The sequence below is a fragment of the Pseudomonas sp. 10S4 genome (assembly GCF_034344865.1).
Classification (GTDB): Bacteria; Pseudomonadota; Gammaproteobacteria; order Pseudomonadales; family Pseudomonadaceae; genus Aquipseudomonas.
The window spans coordinates 656,736-672,653 of record NZ_CP133774.1 but is presented as its reverse complement, the minus strand read 5'-3'; the positions used below and the strand labels follow the sequence as shown (position 1 = coordinate 672,653).

The window sequence follows — 15,918 nt, the reverse complement described above, 5'->3', positions numbered from 1 at the left end:
TGCTAAAGGATTGCTCTATTTTCATGAGTACCTGGAGCGGCGACGTGGCTGGTGGTTAGCTCCAGGCTTGGGACTTGCCGCGTCCGTAACTGCGGGCTGCATTACAGGGTGGCTTGTGACCTTTTTCAAATGATCTGGTTGAAAGGTCAAGTTCGTTGAGAAAATCTATTTCAAGGGAGCGGGCTCGTAACCTGAACAGTTTCATGGTTTTCAATCAGTTTGATCATTAATTCAAATCGTTCGGCTTCAGGAGTGCCCGGTTCTGGCTCATTATCAAATTGCAAGGAAATCTCCTTTAGTGCTGAGCGATACTCCTGTTCGTTTGAGAGATCTAGGGTGTTCAACGTGCAGATCTTTTTGGTAGTTTTTGTTTTATGGATTTTCCAGTGGCGCAGGAATAAACCCTTGCTCTCTAAGGCTTTTTACTACGCCTCGGATCAGGTAGTTATTTGAGAAGCCAATGGTGTACTGTCTTGCTCCTTCGCTGATAGGCAGAAGCATCCCTTGGCTAACAAGTTTTTTGATGAGATAAGTGCGTTGCCCTGCTGATTGGCCCGGTAATGCTGTTGCGAGATCAGCAGACTTAACGACTCCTTCAATGATCGCTTTATCCAGTACAGCCTCTTCCGTTTTGGTGATCCATTCACGCTGACGAGCGAATGCAACGGCGGGCGTAAGAATCGAGTGCTTGAGGTAGGTGTAGTCGGTTAGACGATCAACTTTGGCAATCTCCTCCTTCACCCCTTCCAACACATAGGTACACCATGCTTCCAGGCCTACTGTAGTGCCGGTGTCAGCAACGCCTAGCATTTCGTAATAGCGCTCTCGGTCGTTACAGAAAACGGCTGTTGGATTTAGCACTCTTCCGCCAGTGTTTACGTTAAATCCGTACTTCATCAGGAGTGCATAAGTGAGCAGTCTCACCACGCGACCATTGCCATTCCCGAACGGGTGAATCCATCCAAACCTATGGTGAGCCAAGGCGACTTTCATCAGATCGTATTTGGGCAGGTCATCGTGGTTAACGAAAGCCACCAGTTCTTGCATGTATCCCGGGACCTGAAAGGCTTCGGGTGGAAGATGCTGCGACTGTGCAATACGAACAGGGGTCTGGCGATAAGCACCTGGAGTTCTGTCACCTTCGCGCTCTAACTCCTGGACGGTCATCGCGTGGATTTCGCGAATGATCCGTTCTGTCAGAGGCTCACCCGGTTGCATGATTTCCTCGATGTAACCCATGGCTTTTTCGATATTGGCTACTTCGCGCAGTTGGTCGCTATCTGTCGCTTTTCCCTCGATTTTGTTGTCGAGGTAGTCAGCCAGGGTCGTGTGATTTCCTTCTATTCGCGCTGATCCCAAGCTTTCCAAAGTATGAAAAATAGCCTTGAGCTGAAAAAAACAGGAGCAGGGGTATCGCCTTCAAGCCTGAGTCGGCGGAGGTGCTCCAGTTCACTCAGCACATCAACCAGCGGGGAGTCGAATGTTGGATTAAGCAGCTGAAGCTCATGGTGAGAAAATTCTGGCATGTGAAAATTATCTCTAGGTTTGCGGAAGATTATCTCTAATGAGGTCCTCAATAGGCCCTATTTATAAGGCCATTTATTACTGCGGTGTGAAAATTATCTCTATTCGTTCTCTGCGTTAAGTCAAAAACTGTAAGCAGATAAATGAAAAAATACGGTTGGTGGCGGCGTGCTCCACTCGAATCGTGGTGAGTAACAAAAAAAGGCCTACCTCCCGGTAAGCCCTTTCTCATTCCAGCGTACGACTCAATCCCCCAGCGCTTCCCCCTCACGCCGCGGATCCGCCCCGCCCGCCAACGACGCTTTCCCCTGCGCATCCTTCACCCGAACAATCGCCTGGGTTCCGCTGGTCATGTCGATTTCGTTCACCGCATGCCCCTTGTCTTTCAACGCCTGAATCAGCGCCGTGCTGAACTGCCCTTGTTCCAGTTCGGTCGGGCCGTTGCGGCTGCCGAAGTTGGGCAGGCTGATGGCGGCTTGTGGGTCGAGGTTCCAGTCGAGCAGGCCGATGGTGGATTTGGCGACGTATTCGATGATTTGCGAACCGCCAGGAGAACCGACGGTGGCGAGGAATTCGCCGTTCTGGCGGTCGAAGATCAGGGTCGGCGCCATGGACGAGCGTGGGCGTTTGCCCGGTTCGACGCGGTTGGCGACTTTCTGGCCGTTCTCTTCGGGGATGAATGAGAAGTCGGTCATCTGATTGTTGAGCATGAAGCCCTGGACCATCAGGTGCGAGCCGAATGCGGCTTCGACGGTGGTGGTCATGGACACCGCCCCACCCTCGTCATCGACGGCTACCACTTGCGAGGTGGAGATGCGCAGCGGCGAACGGTCCGGTGCGTAGGCCACTTGAATCCCCGGCGGTGTGCCGGGTTTGGCCGTGCCCATGCTGCGGTCGCCGATCAGGGCGGCGCGGCTGGCGAGATAAGCCGGGTCGACCAGGCCTTTGACCGGCACTGGCACGAAATCGGTGTCGGCGACGTATTGCGCGCGGTCGGCGTAGGCCAGGCGTTCGGCTTCGGAGATCAGGTGCACGGCTTCAGGTGCCGGTTCGATGCCCGCCGGTTTTGTGGTCTTGAGCGGTTTGAGCGGCGCCAGGGCAAAGCGTGGGTCGCGGGTTTCGAGGGCTTGCAAGGTGCCGAGGATCTGCGCCACGGCAATTCCGCCCGATGACGGCGGCGGCATGCCGCAGACCTGCCAGCGTTTGTAGTCGGTGCACAGCGGCGCGCGCTCTTTGGCCTTGTAGCCTTGAAGATCATTCAGCGACAAGCTGCCGGGGTTTTTATGGCCCTGGACCTTGGCGACGATTTCTTCGGCAATCGGCCCTTTGTACAACGCATCGGGACCTTCGTTGGCGATGCGTTTAAGCACGGCCGCCAGTGCCGGGTTTTTCAGCAGCGTGCCGACGGCTTTCGGGCTGCCATCGGCATTCATGAAATACGCCATCATGTCCGGCGAACGCTGCATCGACGAGTCCGAAGCGATCAACTGATTCAGGCGCGGTGAGATCGCAAAGCCTTGTTCGGCGAGTTTGATCGCCGGCTCGAACAGCTTCGCCCATGGCAGGCGACCGTGTTTTTGATGGGCCAGTTCCAGTGCCCGCAACACCCCCGGCGTGCCGACGGAGCGACCGCCAATCTGCGCCTGGGTGAACGGCATCGGCTGCCCGTCGGCCTGCAGGAAAAGCTTTTCGGTGGCGCCGGCCGGTGCAGTTTCGCGCCCATCGTAGGTGCGCACGTTCTTGCCGTCCCACAACACAATCAACGCGCCGCCACCGATGCCGGACGATTGCGGCTCCACCAGCGTCAGCACTGCTTGCATCGCGATAGCGGCATCAATCGCCGAACCGCCCTGACGCAGCATCTCCCGCCCGGCAGCGGCCGCCAGCGGATTGGCCGCGGCCGCCATGTGTTTCGAGGCGTAGCGGGTCTGCAGGTCGGTGCGAAAACCGGTAGCGGCTTCCGGGGCGACCGGCAAGGTCGAGACCGAAGGCGAGGAGGGCGGAGCGTTGCAGGCGGTGAGGGTTAATGCGGTGGCGATCAGCGACAGGGCTGACAGGCGATAGCGGCTCAAGTGGAAGGCTGAGAACACGCGGGGCACTCCGTCCGTGGGATAAAAGATTGTGGGACTTTATCGGCCGACAGAGTGGGACGCAAACCGTGTCCTGCAGCCAAGGCACTTTTGTCCTTCATCAACGGGACAATTTTCTGTAGGGTCGAGGTCAACAGTGCGGCCAGAAAACCAACAAGAGGCAGACATGCAGACCGAGTTTCCTACCCAGCCAAGTTACCGTGGGCTCCGTGAGCAATTCCTGGCAGCGGCCACCGCTGCCGGCGCGACGTTGACCGAATATCCGCATCCACTCAAAGGGCCGTTCGGTGAATCGTTGAGCACTGATGTGGCGGTACTCGGTGACCCGGGCGCCAAGCGTCTGCTGATTGCGCTGAGCGGGACCCACGGGGTCGAAGGCTTCTATGGCTCGGGGTGTCAGACCAAATGGTTGCAGGATTTGGGCAAGCGTTCGCTGCCGGCCGATGTGGCGGTGGTGATGATCCATCTGATCAACCCGTGGGGCACCGCGTGGCTGCGTCGGGTCAATGAAGACAACATCGACCTCAACCGCAATCACCTGAACTTCGAGCGGCCATTGCCGGACAACCAGGCCTACGCCGCGCTGCATGAGATTTATGCCAGCACCGAACTGCATGGCCCAGAGCGTGAGCGCGCCGATGCTTTGCTTGAGGCGCAGATCAATGAGCATGGCTGGCCGGCGGTGATGTCGATTGTCGAAGGCGGGCAGCACAGTCATCCTGATGGCTTGTTCTATGGTGGTCTGGCGCCGAGCTGGTCGAACCGCATGCTGCACCAGATCATTCAGAAACACGTCGCCCATGCTGATGTCGCGATGTGCTTTGACTTGCACACCGGGGCGGGTGAGTACGGTCATCCGATGTTGCTGACCATTACCGAAGCGGCCTATCCGGCGCTGGCAGATGCCCAGGCCATTTATGGCCCATGGCTCTACACCTTGCACACCGGCGCCAACACCACCAGCGAAACCGGGGTGGCGGCGACCGCAACGGGTTACACCTCGCAGGCGTTGCTCAATGCTTTGCCGAACGTGCGATTGATGCCGTTTGTGATTGAGTGCGGGACGTATCCGGGGGCCGACGTTCATCGGCATTTGCGCGATGACCATTGGCTGCATCTGCATGGCAATCCGAGTGATGCGGTGGGGCGCGGGATAAAGCTCAATCTGCTGGAGCAGTTCTATCCGGCCGACACTGACTGGCAGTCCATGGTCTGGCTGCGCACCTGGCAGATTTGGGAGCGAGGGCTGTCCGCGTTGGCGACGCTTTGATACTGATCCGGTTCTCTGGAATGAGCGTTAGCGGAGAACCGGAATCCTGCGCATCTGCAGCTCTGCGCTAACGGTACTTTTCTCGAGGCATAAAAAAACGGCCTACCTTTCGGTAAGCCGTTTTTAGTACTTGGTGGCTACACAGGGACTTGAACCCCGGACCCCAGCATTATGAATGCCGTATGCTCTAACCAACTGAGCTATGTAGCCAAGTGGCGCGCATTATTGGCTCGTAACGACGATGTGTCAAGCGTAAATCTAAAATATTTCTCTACGCTTTCAACTGCTTATCGCCCCGGCCCGAAAAATCGGGGCAGGGCGGGGTCTCAACGCAGCTGAAATCTGCCGGTATTGGCGCTCAAGGCCTTGCTGCCCTGGCTCAAGGTGTCTGCCGCGAGGTTCACTGCACGCGCGCCTTCCAGCAATCTGACGGCGGCTTGATCGACCTGCTGGATGTTGCCGCTGACCTCATCAGCCGTGCTCGCTTGTTCTTCGACAGCGGTGGCGATTTGCGCCAGGGTGTCGGTGACGCTCTGCACGGCGCTGGCGATTTCTCCCAGGCGTTCGCCCAGGCCAGTGACGGCTTCTGCGTCGGACTGAGCCTGTCCGCAGGCCGCTTCCATCAGACTTACCGCTTCATTCACCGTGCTACGCAGGCTGTCGACGGTGCCGGCGATCTGCGCGGTGGAAGACTGGGTGCGTTGGGAAAGACTGCGCACTTCATCGGCCACCACGGCAAAGCCGCGACCTTGCTCACCCGCGCGAGCGGCTTCGATGGCGGCGTTGAGCGCCAACAGGTTGGTTTGCTCGGCGACGCCCCGAATGGTGTCGACCACCAATTGAATCTGTTGCCCTTGCTCACTGACTCGGCCCAACGCCGCAGCCGTGTCGTTGAGCCGCTGATTGAGCTGCTGAATACTCGCCGTGGTGCGTTGGCTGTCGCGGCTGCTGTCGGCGGCGATGCGTTGAGTGTGTTGCGCGCTGCCGGACGCTTGTTCACAACTCTGGGCGACCCCTTGCGAGGTGGCGGCCAGTTGCGTGGCGGCAGCGGCGATCTGGCTGATCTGAATTTGCTGAGCCTCGACTTCCCCCAACGCGCCGCTGGAGTGATCGTTGAGGGTGCGCACGGCATTGCTCAACTGCAAGGTCTCGTGATCGACCCCCAGCAAACTGTTGCGTAATTGCACCACGGCGACATTGAGCGCGGTGCTGATTGCCGCCAGTTCGTCGCGACCTTGTACCGGCACTTGCAGGCTCAGGTTGCCGTCGCGCAAGGCTTCGGCCAGCACGGTGATGCCGCTGGCGCTGCGACGGATCGAGGCCTGCAAGCACACGAACAGGTACAGCGCGGCCAACAACAGGCAACCTAGGATCGTCGCCACCAGGATGAATTGGCGGATGGCTGAGGTGTGGTAGTAATCCAGGCGTTGATCCAGCGACACCAGCGATTGCTGGCGTAGCGAGGCGAGGTCGGTGAGCAGCGAGTCGAGGTTGCGTTCGAAGTCATCCGGCTTGAGATTGATGCTGCCGCCGAACACGCCGTCGTCGAGGACTTTCAGGCTCGCGTCCAAATGTTTGAGGCTGTCATGGTACTGCCCGGCCCAGGTTTGCAGGGCGCTGGGCAGTCGTGCTTCCAGCAGGCTGGCAGTTTTAACAAGCTGCTCGCGGGCATCACCGATGCGACCGCGCAAATCCCGCAGTTGCAGACGGCTTTGCAGGGTGAACTGGCCGGATACCACCGACGCCTGGCCAACCGCCGCGAGGCGTCCGACCCGTTCGATCAGGTCTGGTGCGTGTTGGGTGGAGATCTGGGTCAGCAAATAGGTTTCAAGCCACGGCGCCAGGGTCAGGCGGTTGTCCATGGTGATCTGTTCGCGCAGGGCTTGCAGGGCGCTCAAGGCGTTGGTGAAGCGATCGTAACCGTCCGGCCACCAACCGACGCTGCTCAGGCTTTTTGAGTCGAGGCTGTTGAGGGCAGTTTGCAGGGCTTGATAGCGGGTCAGGGTTTCACCCTCGGCGCCTTCGGTTTTCAGGGCATTGCCCAGGTCCGAAGTGGCTTGGGCGACGGCAGGCTGCACCGCGTCGAACGCGCCCATGGCGGCGATTGTGGCGGGTGTCGGCTGGCGATTGGTTTCGGTGGCGCGCCAGCGGGCGGCGCGGTCACGCTGAGCGGCGAGCAGGTTGTCGAGCGCATCCAGGGCAAGCAGCTGGCGAACCCCGGCACGTTCGCCGGAAATCAGTTGGAGTTTGTCGCGATAGTCTTGGCCGATCATCCACAGGCTGCCGGCCAGCGGCAGGATAAACAGCAGAAACAGCAGCTGAAATTTGCGTGCGAAACCGAAACGCCCCAGCAGCCCGATCCCCGGTGATAAAAAAGCCTGCATGCCCCATGACTCCTCTGGACACCACGCACCATTGGCGTGCGCCGTGGTCGTTGCGACCGCGACTTGTGCCCTCTAAAAGGCCTCGAAAGTTCACCCTCGCCAGCTCGGTAGGCTGACTCTGTAGCGAAACTTCCCATTCTCGGTCGCCTTTGTAAGGCGGCCGCGTTGAAGGGGTTTAGCAAGGCAAGATTCAGACCATGGCGTTGCGCTATCACCCGTTCAGCGATGAACGTCGAGGTCGTTAGCAGGCTAAGGGGATGGCGCTGCTGCACTGAAAAATGGCACATTGGCGCACCTGCCCGTGTGCACCCATCTGCTGTACGGAAATTCTCATGGCTATCAGCAATGCCCAGACCGGCTCGACGCCGGCATCCGCGACACCGCAAAGCAGCCCGCTGGTCATGCGCATCATCGGCGCGGTGGCGCTGGCGCATTTGATCAACGACTTGATTCAGTCGGTCCTGCCGTCGATTTACCCGATGCTCAAGGCCAACTATGGCCTGACCTTTACCCAGGTCGGCCTGATCACCCTGACCTTTCAACTGACGGCCTCGCTGTTGCAGCCGTGGGTCGGTTACTACACCGATCGCCATCCCAAGCCATGGCTGTTGCCGGCCGGCACCGTCTGCACATTGATCGGCATTTTAATGATGTCCCAGGTCGGCAGTTTCCCGTTGATCCTGTTGGCGGCCGGGTTGATCGGTATCGGCTCCTCGACCTTTCACCCGGAAGCTTCTCGCGTGGCGCGATTGGCGTCTGGCGGGCGTTTCGGCCTGGCGCAATCGACCTTTCAGGTCGGCGGTAATGCCGGCTCGGCCTTCGGTCCATTGCTGGCCGCGGCGATCATCATTCCCTACGGTCAGGGGCACGTCGCGTGGTTTGGGCTGTTCGCGGTGTTTGCTCTGTTTGTGCTCTATCGCATCAGCCGTTGGTACGCCAATCACTTGAATCTGTTCAAGCTCAAGCAAGGTCAGGTGGCGACTCATGGCTTGTCGAAAAACCGGGTGATCAGTGCGCTGGTGGTGCTCGGGTTGCTGGTGTTCTCCAAGTATTTCTATATGGCGAGTTTCACCAGTTACTTCACCTTCTACCTGATCGAGAAATTCGACCTGTCGGTGGCCAGTTCGCAGCTGCATTTGTTCCTGTTCCTGGGGGCAGTGGCGGCGGGGACCTTCTTCGGTGGGCCGATCGGCGACAAGATCGGGCGTAAGGCAGTTATCTGGTTCTCGATCCTCGGCGTTGCGCCGTTCACGTTGATCCTGCCCCATGTCGACCTGTTCTGGACCAGCATCCTCAGCGTGGTCATCGGCTTCATCCTGGCCTCGGCGTTTTCCGCCATCGTGGTGTACGCGCAGGAATTGGTGCCCGGCAATGTCGGGATGATTGCCGGGGTGTTCTTCGGCTTGATGTTCGGGTTTGGCGGGATAGGCGCGGCGCTGTTGGGGCATCTGGCGGATGTCCACGGGATCGAATATGTGTACTTCCTGTGTTCGTTCCTGCCGCTGTTTGGGGTGTTGGCGATCTTCCTGCCAAGAACCAAAAAGCTCTGAACACCACCGACCTGTAGGAGCGAGGCTTGCCCACGAAGCTTTTAGCGTCAGTGATGACGCCTTCGCGGGCAAGCCTCGCGCCTACAGGATTAGGAGTTGCCCGGATTTCAGGCACAAAAAAGCCGCGTATCAAACGCGGCTTTTTCTTGGGCGGGTGCTTCGTCTTGAAAAAACTTAGACGTTGAAACGGAAGTGCATCACGTCGCCGTCTTTGACGATGTAGTCCTTGCCTTCCAGACGCCATTTACCGGCTTCTTTGGTGCCGGCTTCGCCCTTGTACTGGATGAAGTCGTCGATAGGCGATGACTTCGGCGCGTGATGAAGCCTTTCTCGAAGTCGGTGTGGATCACGCCAGCGGCTTGTGGTGCGGTGGCACCGACGCGGACGGTCCATGCGCGGACTTCTTCAACACCGGCGGTGAAGTAGGTCTGCAAGTGCAGCATCTCGTAGCCAGCGCGGATCACGCGGTTCAGGCCAGGCTCTTCAAGACCCAGGGCTTCGAGGAACATGTCTTTCTCTTCGCCGTCGTCGAGCTCGGCGATTTCGGCTTCGATCTTGTTGCAGACCGGAACCACCATGGCGCCTTCTTCTTCGGCGATGGCCTTGACGATGTCCAGCAGCGGGTTGTTCTCGAAACCGTCTTCAGCGACGTTGGCGATGTACATGACCGGCTTGGTGGTCAGCAGGTGGAAACCGCGAATCACCGCTTTGTCGTCGGCATGCATGGTCTTCATCAGCGTGCGTGCAGGCTTGCCGAGGGTGAAGTGAGCGATCAGTTGCTCCAGCAGGCCTTTCTGGACCACGGCGTCCTTGTCACCACCCTTGGCGTTGCGGGCGACTTTCTGCAGTTGCTTCTCGCAGCTGTCGAGGTCGGCGAAGATCAATTCCAGGTCGATGATCTCGATGTCGCGTTTCGGGTCGACGCTGTTGGAGACGTGAATCACGTTCTCGTCTTCGAAGCAGCGGACCACGTGGGCGATGGCATCGGTTTCACGGATGTTGGCGAGGAACTTGTTGCCCAGGCCTTCACCTTTCGACGCGCCGGCAACCAGGCCCGCGATGTCGACGAATTCCATGGTGGTCGGCAGGATGCGCTTTGGATTGACGATGGCAGCCAGGGCTTCCAGACGCGGGTCCGGCATCGGCACGATACCGGTGTTCGGCTCGATGGTGCAGAAGGGGAAGTTCTCGGCCGCGATCCCGGATTTGGTCAGGGCGTTGAATAGGGTGGACTTGCCGACGTTAGGCAGGCCGACGATGCCGCAATTGAATCCCATGGTGTTTTCCCCGAGGAGTGAGTCAGGCCTTCTGGCTGTGCAGGTTTTTCATCGCGCGGTTCCATTCCCCGGCGAGGATATCCGGCAGCACGCCGAGGGCAAAGTCGATGCTGGCATCGAGTTTTTCCTGTTCGGCGCGTGGCGCACGACCCAGGACGAAATTTGAAACCATACTGGCAACGCCCGGGTGGCCAATGCCAAGCCGCAAGCGATGAAAGGTATTCTGATTGCCCAGTTGCGCGATGATGTCGCGCAACCCGTTGTGACCGCCGTGGCCGCCGCCCTGTTTGAGCTTGGCAACGCCCGGAGGCAGGTCGAGTTCGTCATGCGCCACCAGGATTTCTTCAGGCGTGATGCGGAAGAAACCAGCGAGTGCCGCTACGGCTTGGCCGCTGCGGTTCATGTACGTGGTGGGAATCAGCAGACGAACATCCTGACCCTGATGCGAATAGCGCCCGGTCAGGCCGAAATATTTGCGGTCCGCCACAAGGTTTACGCCTTGTGCATTCGCGATGCGCTCAACAAAAAGGGCCCCTGCGTTATGCCGGGTCTGTTCGTATTCAGCGCCTGGATTTCCCAGGCCAACGATCAGTTTGATGGCAGTCACGATAGGGGCCCTTCCTTGGAGTGGTGGATAACATCGCCGCAATCAGTGTGTGCGGCGAAAGTGGACGACAAGTGCTCATTTACCATTATGTAAACTCCGCGTTCTCGCCCGCTTTCTCGCTACGTTCTAGTCCGCGATGTTTCCGGTCACTCCGACGTGCCGAGTAAAATTACTCTGCAGCGCCTTCGGTAGCTTCTGGAGCAACACGTGGAGCGTGAACGTTGGCAACAGCCAGGTCGTTACCGTGAGCCAGAGCAACAAACTCAACGCCTTTAGGGGCTTTGAGGTCGGACAAGTGAATGATCGAGCCGACTTCGGCGTTAGCCAGGTCAACTTCGATGAATTCAGGCAGATCTTTCGGCAGGCAAGATACTTCGACTTCAGCGATAACGTGCGAAATCTCGCCGCCTTTCTTGATCGGAGCAGCTTCGCCAACGAAGTGTACAGGCACGGTAGCGGTCAGTTTCTGGCCAGCTACAACGCGTACGAAGTCAGCGTGCAGCACGTGGCCTTTAGCCGGGTGGCGCTGCAGAGCTTTGATGATTACGTTTTGCTTGGTGCCGCCAACATTCAGCTCGATGATGTGGCTGTAAGCCGCTTCGTTTTCGAGCAGTTTGGCAACTTCTTTAGCCAGCATGCTGATGGATTCAGGGGCTTTTTCGCCACCGTAAACTACAGCTGGTACCAGGCTTGCGAGACGACGCAGGCGGCGGCTCGCACCTTTCCCCAGGTCGGAACGCACTTCAGCATTCAGGGTAAATTCGTTCATTTTGTATCTCCAAAATAACCACATTCGCCCCAGCGGTTGCGACCAGCGCTAAAGGCGATATGGGCAAAAAGCCCCGCCCCGACAGGAATGCCGGGGCGGGGCGCTTTTCGTCAACGAGACGTTCGAGAAGGGCAGGGCCCTTAGCGGAACATCGCGCTGATCGATTCTTCATTGCTGATGCGGCGAACCGCCTCGGCAACTACCGGCGCGATATCCAGTTGACGGATACGCGAGCAGGCTTGAGCAGCTGCGGACAACGGGATGGTGTTAGTCACCACCAGTTCGTCCAGCATGGAATTTTCAATGTTTTCGATCGCCCGACCGGACAGCACAGGGTGTGTGCAGTAGGCGAAAACCTTGGCAGCGCCATGCTCTTTCAGGGCCTTGGCCGCGTGGCACAGAGTGCCGGCGGTATCGACCATGTCATCGACCAGAATACAGGTACGCCCTTCGACATCACCGATGATATGCATCACTTCAGAGTGATTGGCTTTCTCACGGCGTTTGTCGATGATCCCGAGATCCACGCCCAGGGATTTGGCAACAGCACGTGCACGCACGACGCCACCAATGTCCGGGGACACGATCATCAGGTTTTCGAAGCGCTGATCTTCAATGTCATCCACCAATACTGGGGAGCCGTAGATGTTATCTACCGGAATATCGAAGAAACCCTGGATTTGGTCAGCATGCAAATCAACCGTGAGAACACGATCGATGCCGACTACGGTAAGCATGTCAGCGACGACTTTCGCGCTGATAGCCACACGTGCGGAACGCGGACGGCGATCCTGACGGGCATAACCAAAGTAAGGAATAACAGCAGTAATACGAGTAGCCGAGGAGCGGCGGAAGGCATCAGCCATCACTACCAGTTCCATCAGGTTATCGTTTGTCGGAGCGCAAGTCGGCTGAATAATGAAGACATCTTTACCGCGGACGTTTTCATTGATCTCGGCGGTAATTTCGCCGTCGGAAAACTTACCGACAGAGATGTCACCGAGAGGGATATGCAGCTGACGTACAACACGCCGAGCCAGATCGGGGTTAGCGTTCCCCGTAAAGACCATCATCTTGGACACGCGCAGTACCTGAAGGCTGAGGGTAACCTGGATGAGTATAGGAAAATGGCAGGGGCGGCTGGATTCGAACCAACGCATGGCAGGATCAAAACCTGCTGCCTTACCGCTTGGCGACGCCCCTGTATCTGTTGCAACGATTACCCAGTAATCGGTTCTTTTAGAGCAGACTTTGCAGCTTGCGATGCAACATCGAAACGTTGCTTCCCTTTGCTACAAACCCTGTAAGGGTCTCTGTCAGAAGGGCCGAGACTTTATCAGCTTCAGCTTTGCTTGGGAAGCCCCCAAACACACAACTTCCAGTGCCGGTGAGTTTTGCTTCGGTAAATTTACCTAACAAATTCAAAGCGTTACGTACATCTGGGTAACGTCTTGCTACTACCGGTAAGCAGTCATTACGACTGTTTCCCTTGGGAACGGGGCGCACTTTAATGGGAGAAGAGTTACGTGTCAACAACGGATCTGAAAAAATTTCTGCTGTACTTACAGATACTTGCGGCACCAGCACCAGATACCACGGTTCTTCGGGGTCTACAGGGCTGAGTTTCTCCCCGACACCCTCGGCGAAAGCCGCGTGCCCGCGTACGAAAACCGGGACGTCTGCGCCCAGTGTCAGGCCCAGCGCGGCCAGTTGATCTTCATCCCAGCCCAGTTGCCAGAGATGATTGAGACCGAGCAACGTCGTCGCGGCATTTGAGCTGCCGCCACCGATTCCACCGCCCATGGGCAGGATTTTTTCGATCCAGATGTCGATACCGAGCGAACAACCGGATTGCTCCTGAAGTTTTTTCGCTGCTCGAACAATCAGATTGCTGTCGTGAGGAACACCCTCGAATTCGGTGTGCAAATGAATCACACCGTCATCGCGCACGGCGAAGGTGATTTCGTCACCGTAATCGAGAAACTGAAAAATCGTCTGCAACTCGTGGTAGCCGTCTGCACGGCGCCCAAGAATGTGCAGCATCAGGTTGAGTTTGGCCGGCGAGGGCAGCGTCAAGCGCGCAGCGGTCATGTTCACTGCCCCAGTTTGCGTGGTTGCCATTCCTTGATCACCAGCGTGATATCAAGGTCGGTGCCGTGCAGTTTGATCCGCTCGGGCAGCCAATAGCCGTTTTGTTCGGCATAACTGAGGTACTCGACCTGCCAGCCATCCTGTTCAAGGCTGGCCAGGCGGCTGTCGGTGTCCAGGGTCAGGCGACTTTTACTGTCAGGGGCCGGGAGCCCGCGAACCCACCAGGCCAGATTGGATACCGGCAATTTCCAGCCCAATTGCTCTTCAAGCAAGGCTTCTGGAGAGGTCGCGTCATAGCGGCCCTGGTTGGCGACTTCCAGCGACACTTTGCCCGGGCGACCGGTCAAGCGAGCAGCGCCGCGACCCAATGGACCGGAAAGACGGATGTCGTAGTAATCCTGTCGCTGCAGCCAGAACAACGTGCCGCTGCCCGAATCCTTGGGTGCGCGAATGCCGATCTTGCCGTTGATTTGCCAGCCATCAAGGCTGGTCATCTGCTGTTTGTACGCGTTCCATTGGACCGGGTTGCCCTGGCCCTGGACTGACTCGCGAGCACCGAAGCCCGCGCAACCGGCGAGCAGGGCGATAAAGCTGAAAACAATAACGTGGCGCAAAAACATAATCTTAAAGAGTCTCTGATCCGGTCAGGCGCTTGATGGTGCCGCGCAGGGTAGGGCTGTCGGGCTGATCCTTGAGGAACTTGCCCCAGATTTGCTTGGCTTCCCGTTGCTTGCCGTTGGCCCACAAGACTTCGCCCAAGTGCGCGGCGACTTCTTGATCGGGGAAGCGCTCCAAAGCCTGGCGCAGCAAACGTTCGGCTTCCTCGAGATTGCCCAGGCGGAAATTCACCCAGCCGAGGCTGTCGAGTACCGCCGGGTCTTCCGGATTGAGCTGGTGAGCGTGCTCGATCAGGGCCTTGGCTTCTTCGTAGCGGGTCGTGCGGTCGGACAAGGTGTAGCCGAGGGCGTTCAAAGCCATCGCATTGTCCGGGTCGCGCTTGATGATCAGGCGCAGGTCTTTTTCCATCTGCGCCAGGTCATTGCGCTTTTCCGCGAGCATGGCCCGGGTGTAAAGCAGATTCAGATCGTCCGGGTATTGCAGCAACGCTTGTTGCAGGACTTTCCAGGCCTTGTCGCCCTGATTGTTGGCGGACAGTGTCTCGGCCTCGATCAGGTACAACTGGATCGCGTAATCGGGTTGAGTATCGCGCTCGGCCGCCAGTTGCTTTGAGCTTCGGCACTCTTGCCGTTGTTCATCAGGATATCGGCCTGGCGCAGTTGCGCTGGCAGGTAATCGTTGCCGGGGCCGACCTGGGCGTACTCGATCAGGGCGCCTTGCGGGTCGTTGCGCTCTTCAGCGATACGGCCGAGGTTCAGGTGCGCCGAGTCCACATGGCTTTCCCGGGCGATCAGGTCTTCCAGGTAACCCTTGGCCTCGTCCCAGGCCTTGGCTTCCAGGCATACCAGCGCCAGGGAATAACGCAGTTCGTCGTCTTCCGGATACTGCTGAACCAGGCTGGAGAACTCGACCTTGGCGTCATCCATGCGGTCTTGTTCGACCAGCATGCGGGCGTAGGTCAGGCGCAGGCGTTTGTCATCCGGGTATTTCTTGATGCTTTTTTGCAGCAGCGGCAATGCTTCACCGCCACGGTTGAGCGTTTGCAGCAAGCGCGCCCGCAACAGGATCGGGGCGATTTCGCCGTCGTCCGGCGGGTTGTCTTCGAGCAAGGTCAGCGCGCCTTTGGCATCGCCGTCCTGCTGCATCAGCAAGGCCTTGCCGAAAATCAACTGGCTGTTCTTTGGATGGCGTTGCAGCAAGCGGTCGAAACTTTTCATCAGGCCGTTGCGGGTGCCCTGGTCGGTGTCAGCCGCCGACAAGGCCAGAAAATCGAAATGCGTGTCGCCTTTGCCCTGCAGGACTTTCTCCATGTAGACCATGGAGTCGTCATAGCGCCCGGCACGCGCCAGTTGCACGGCTGCCGCCCGTTGGGCTTCGAGGTCGTCCGGGGCGTTTTTCGCCCAGATCAGCGCGGTATCCAGGGCAGCCTGATCGGCGCCCAGGTACTCGGCGATGCGGAATGCCCGCTCGGAGACGCCCGGATCCTGGGTGTTGATGGCCTGGGTCACGTAGTTGTCCAGCGCAATGTCGAAACGATTGCGTTGGCCAGCCAGTTCGGCGCTCAACAGACTGAAGACGGTTTCTTCACTGAATGAGCTGTAAACCTTGGGCTTTTCAGGGGCTGGAGTGCTGTCTTCAGTCGGCGGCGTACCGTCCGACGAAACGGGTGCCATGGCCTGGCAGCCGCTGAGGAAGACAAAAGCGAGGAGCAACGCGGAAGATCTATTCATATAGGAGA

General features: G+C 58.1%; 9 protein-coding genes, 2 tRNA genes and 3 pseudogenes. 2 read left to right on the top strand and 12 right to left on the bottom strand.

Features of this window, described 5'->3' with window-relative positions; all coding sequences use genetic code 11:
* Positions 1-372: 372 nt before the first annotated feature.
* Positions 373-1,526, bottom strand: a pseudogene (locus RHM58_RS03145) (Fic family protein).
* Between the two features lie 243 nt (positions 1,527-1,769).
* A complete protein-coding gene (gene ggt, locus RHM58_RS03140) occupies positions 1,770-3,614 on the bottom strand; it encodes a gamma-glutamyltransferase (RefSeq protein ID WP_201257115.1) in 1,845 nt (614 codons plus the stop codon).
* Positions 3,615-3,780: 166 nt separating this feature from the next.
* Between ggt and RHM58_RS03135 the strand changes: the two genes are divergently transcribed.
* Complete coding sequence (locus RHM58_RS03135) at positions 3,781-4,884, top strand: DUF2817 domain-containing protein (RefSeq protein ID WP_322269641.1); 1,104 nt, start codon at positions 3,781-3,783, stop codon at positions 4,882-4,884.
* Positions 4,885-5,015: 131 nt separating this feature from the next.
* Here RHM58_RS03135 and RHM58_RS03130 read toward each other — a convergent pair.
* Positions 5,016-5,094, bottom strand: a tRNA-Met gene (locus RHM58_RS03130).
* 116 nt (positions 5,095-5,210) lie between these two features.
* A complete protein-coding gene (locus RHM58_RS03125) occupies positions 5,211-7,268 on the bottom strand; it encodes a methyl-accepting chemotaxis protein (protein ID WP_201257117.1) in 2,058 nt (685 codons plus the stop codon).
* 332 nt (positions 7,269-7,600) lie between these two features.
* Here RHM58_RS03125 and RHM58_RS03120 point away from each other — a divergent pair, with 332 nt between their 5' ends.
* Entirely contained in the window at positions 7,601-8,818 is a 1,218-nt protein-coding gene (locus RHM58_RS03120; protein ID WP_322269639.1) for an MFS transporter, read from the top strand.
* Positions 8,819-8,992: 174 nt separating this feature from the next.
* Here the strand turns inward: RHM58_RS03120 and ychF are convergent.
* The 8 genes and pseudogenes from ychF to RHM58_RS03080 all read right to left on the bottom strand — a co-directional run bounded on the left by ychF (position 8,993) and on the right by RHM58_RS03080 (position 15,910).
* A pseudogene (gene ychF, locus RHM58_RS03115) lies at positions 8,993-10,095 on the bottom strand (redox-regulated ATPase YchF).
* Between the two features lie 22 nt (positions 10,096-10,117).
* Positions 10,118-10,702, bottom strand: a complete 585-nt coding sequence (gene pth / locus RHM58_RS03110; protein ID WP_008153430.1) for an aminoacyl-tRNA hydrolase — start codon at positions 10,700-10,702, stop codon at positions 10,118-10,120.
* Between the two features lie 169 nt (positions 10,703-10,871).
* Positions 10,872-11,471 (bottom strand): 50S ribosomal protein L25/general stress protein Ctc, encoded by a 600-nt coding sequence (locus tag RHM58_RS03105; protein ID WP_201206674.1) that lies wholly within the window; start codon positions 11,469-11,471, stop codon positions 10,872-10,874.
* Between the two features lie 140 nt (positions 11,472-11,611).
* The gene (locus RHM58_RS03100; RefSeq protein ID WP_003208392.1) at positions 11,612-12,553 is read right to left on the bottom strand and encodes a ribose-phosphate pyrophosphokinase; all 942 of its coding nucleotides are present in this window, start codon (positions 12,551-12,553) and stop codon (positions 11,612-11,614) included.
* 46 nt (positions 12,554-12,599) lie between these two features.
* Positions 12,600-12,674: transfer RNA gene (locus RHM58_RS03095), tRNA-Gln, on the bottom strand.
* Positions 12,675-12,710: 36 nt separating this feature from the next.
* Positions 12,711-13,562, bottom strand: a complete 852-nt coding sequence (gene ispE / locus RHM58_RS03090; RefSeq protein WP_201206800.1) for a 4-(cytidine 5'-diphospho)-2-C-methyl-D-erythritol kinase — start codon at positions 13,560-13,562, stop codon at positions 12,711-12,713.
* 2 nt (positions 13,563-13,564) lie between these two features.
* A complete protein-coding gene (gene lolB / locus RHM58_RS03085; protein ID WP_201206672.1) occupies positions 13,565-14,182 on the bottom strand; it encodes a lipoprotein insertase outer membrane protein LolB in 618 nt (205 codons plus the stop codon).
* Positions 14,183-14,186: 4 nt separating this feature from the next.
* Positions 14,187-15,910, bottom strand: a pseudogene (locus RHM58_RS03080) (tetratricopeptide repeat protein).
* Between the last annotated feature and the right edge of the window lie 8 nt (positions 15,911-15,918).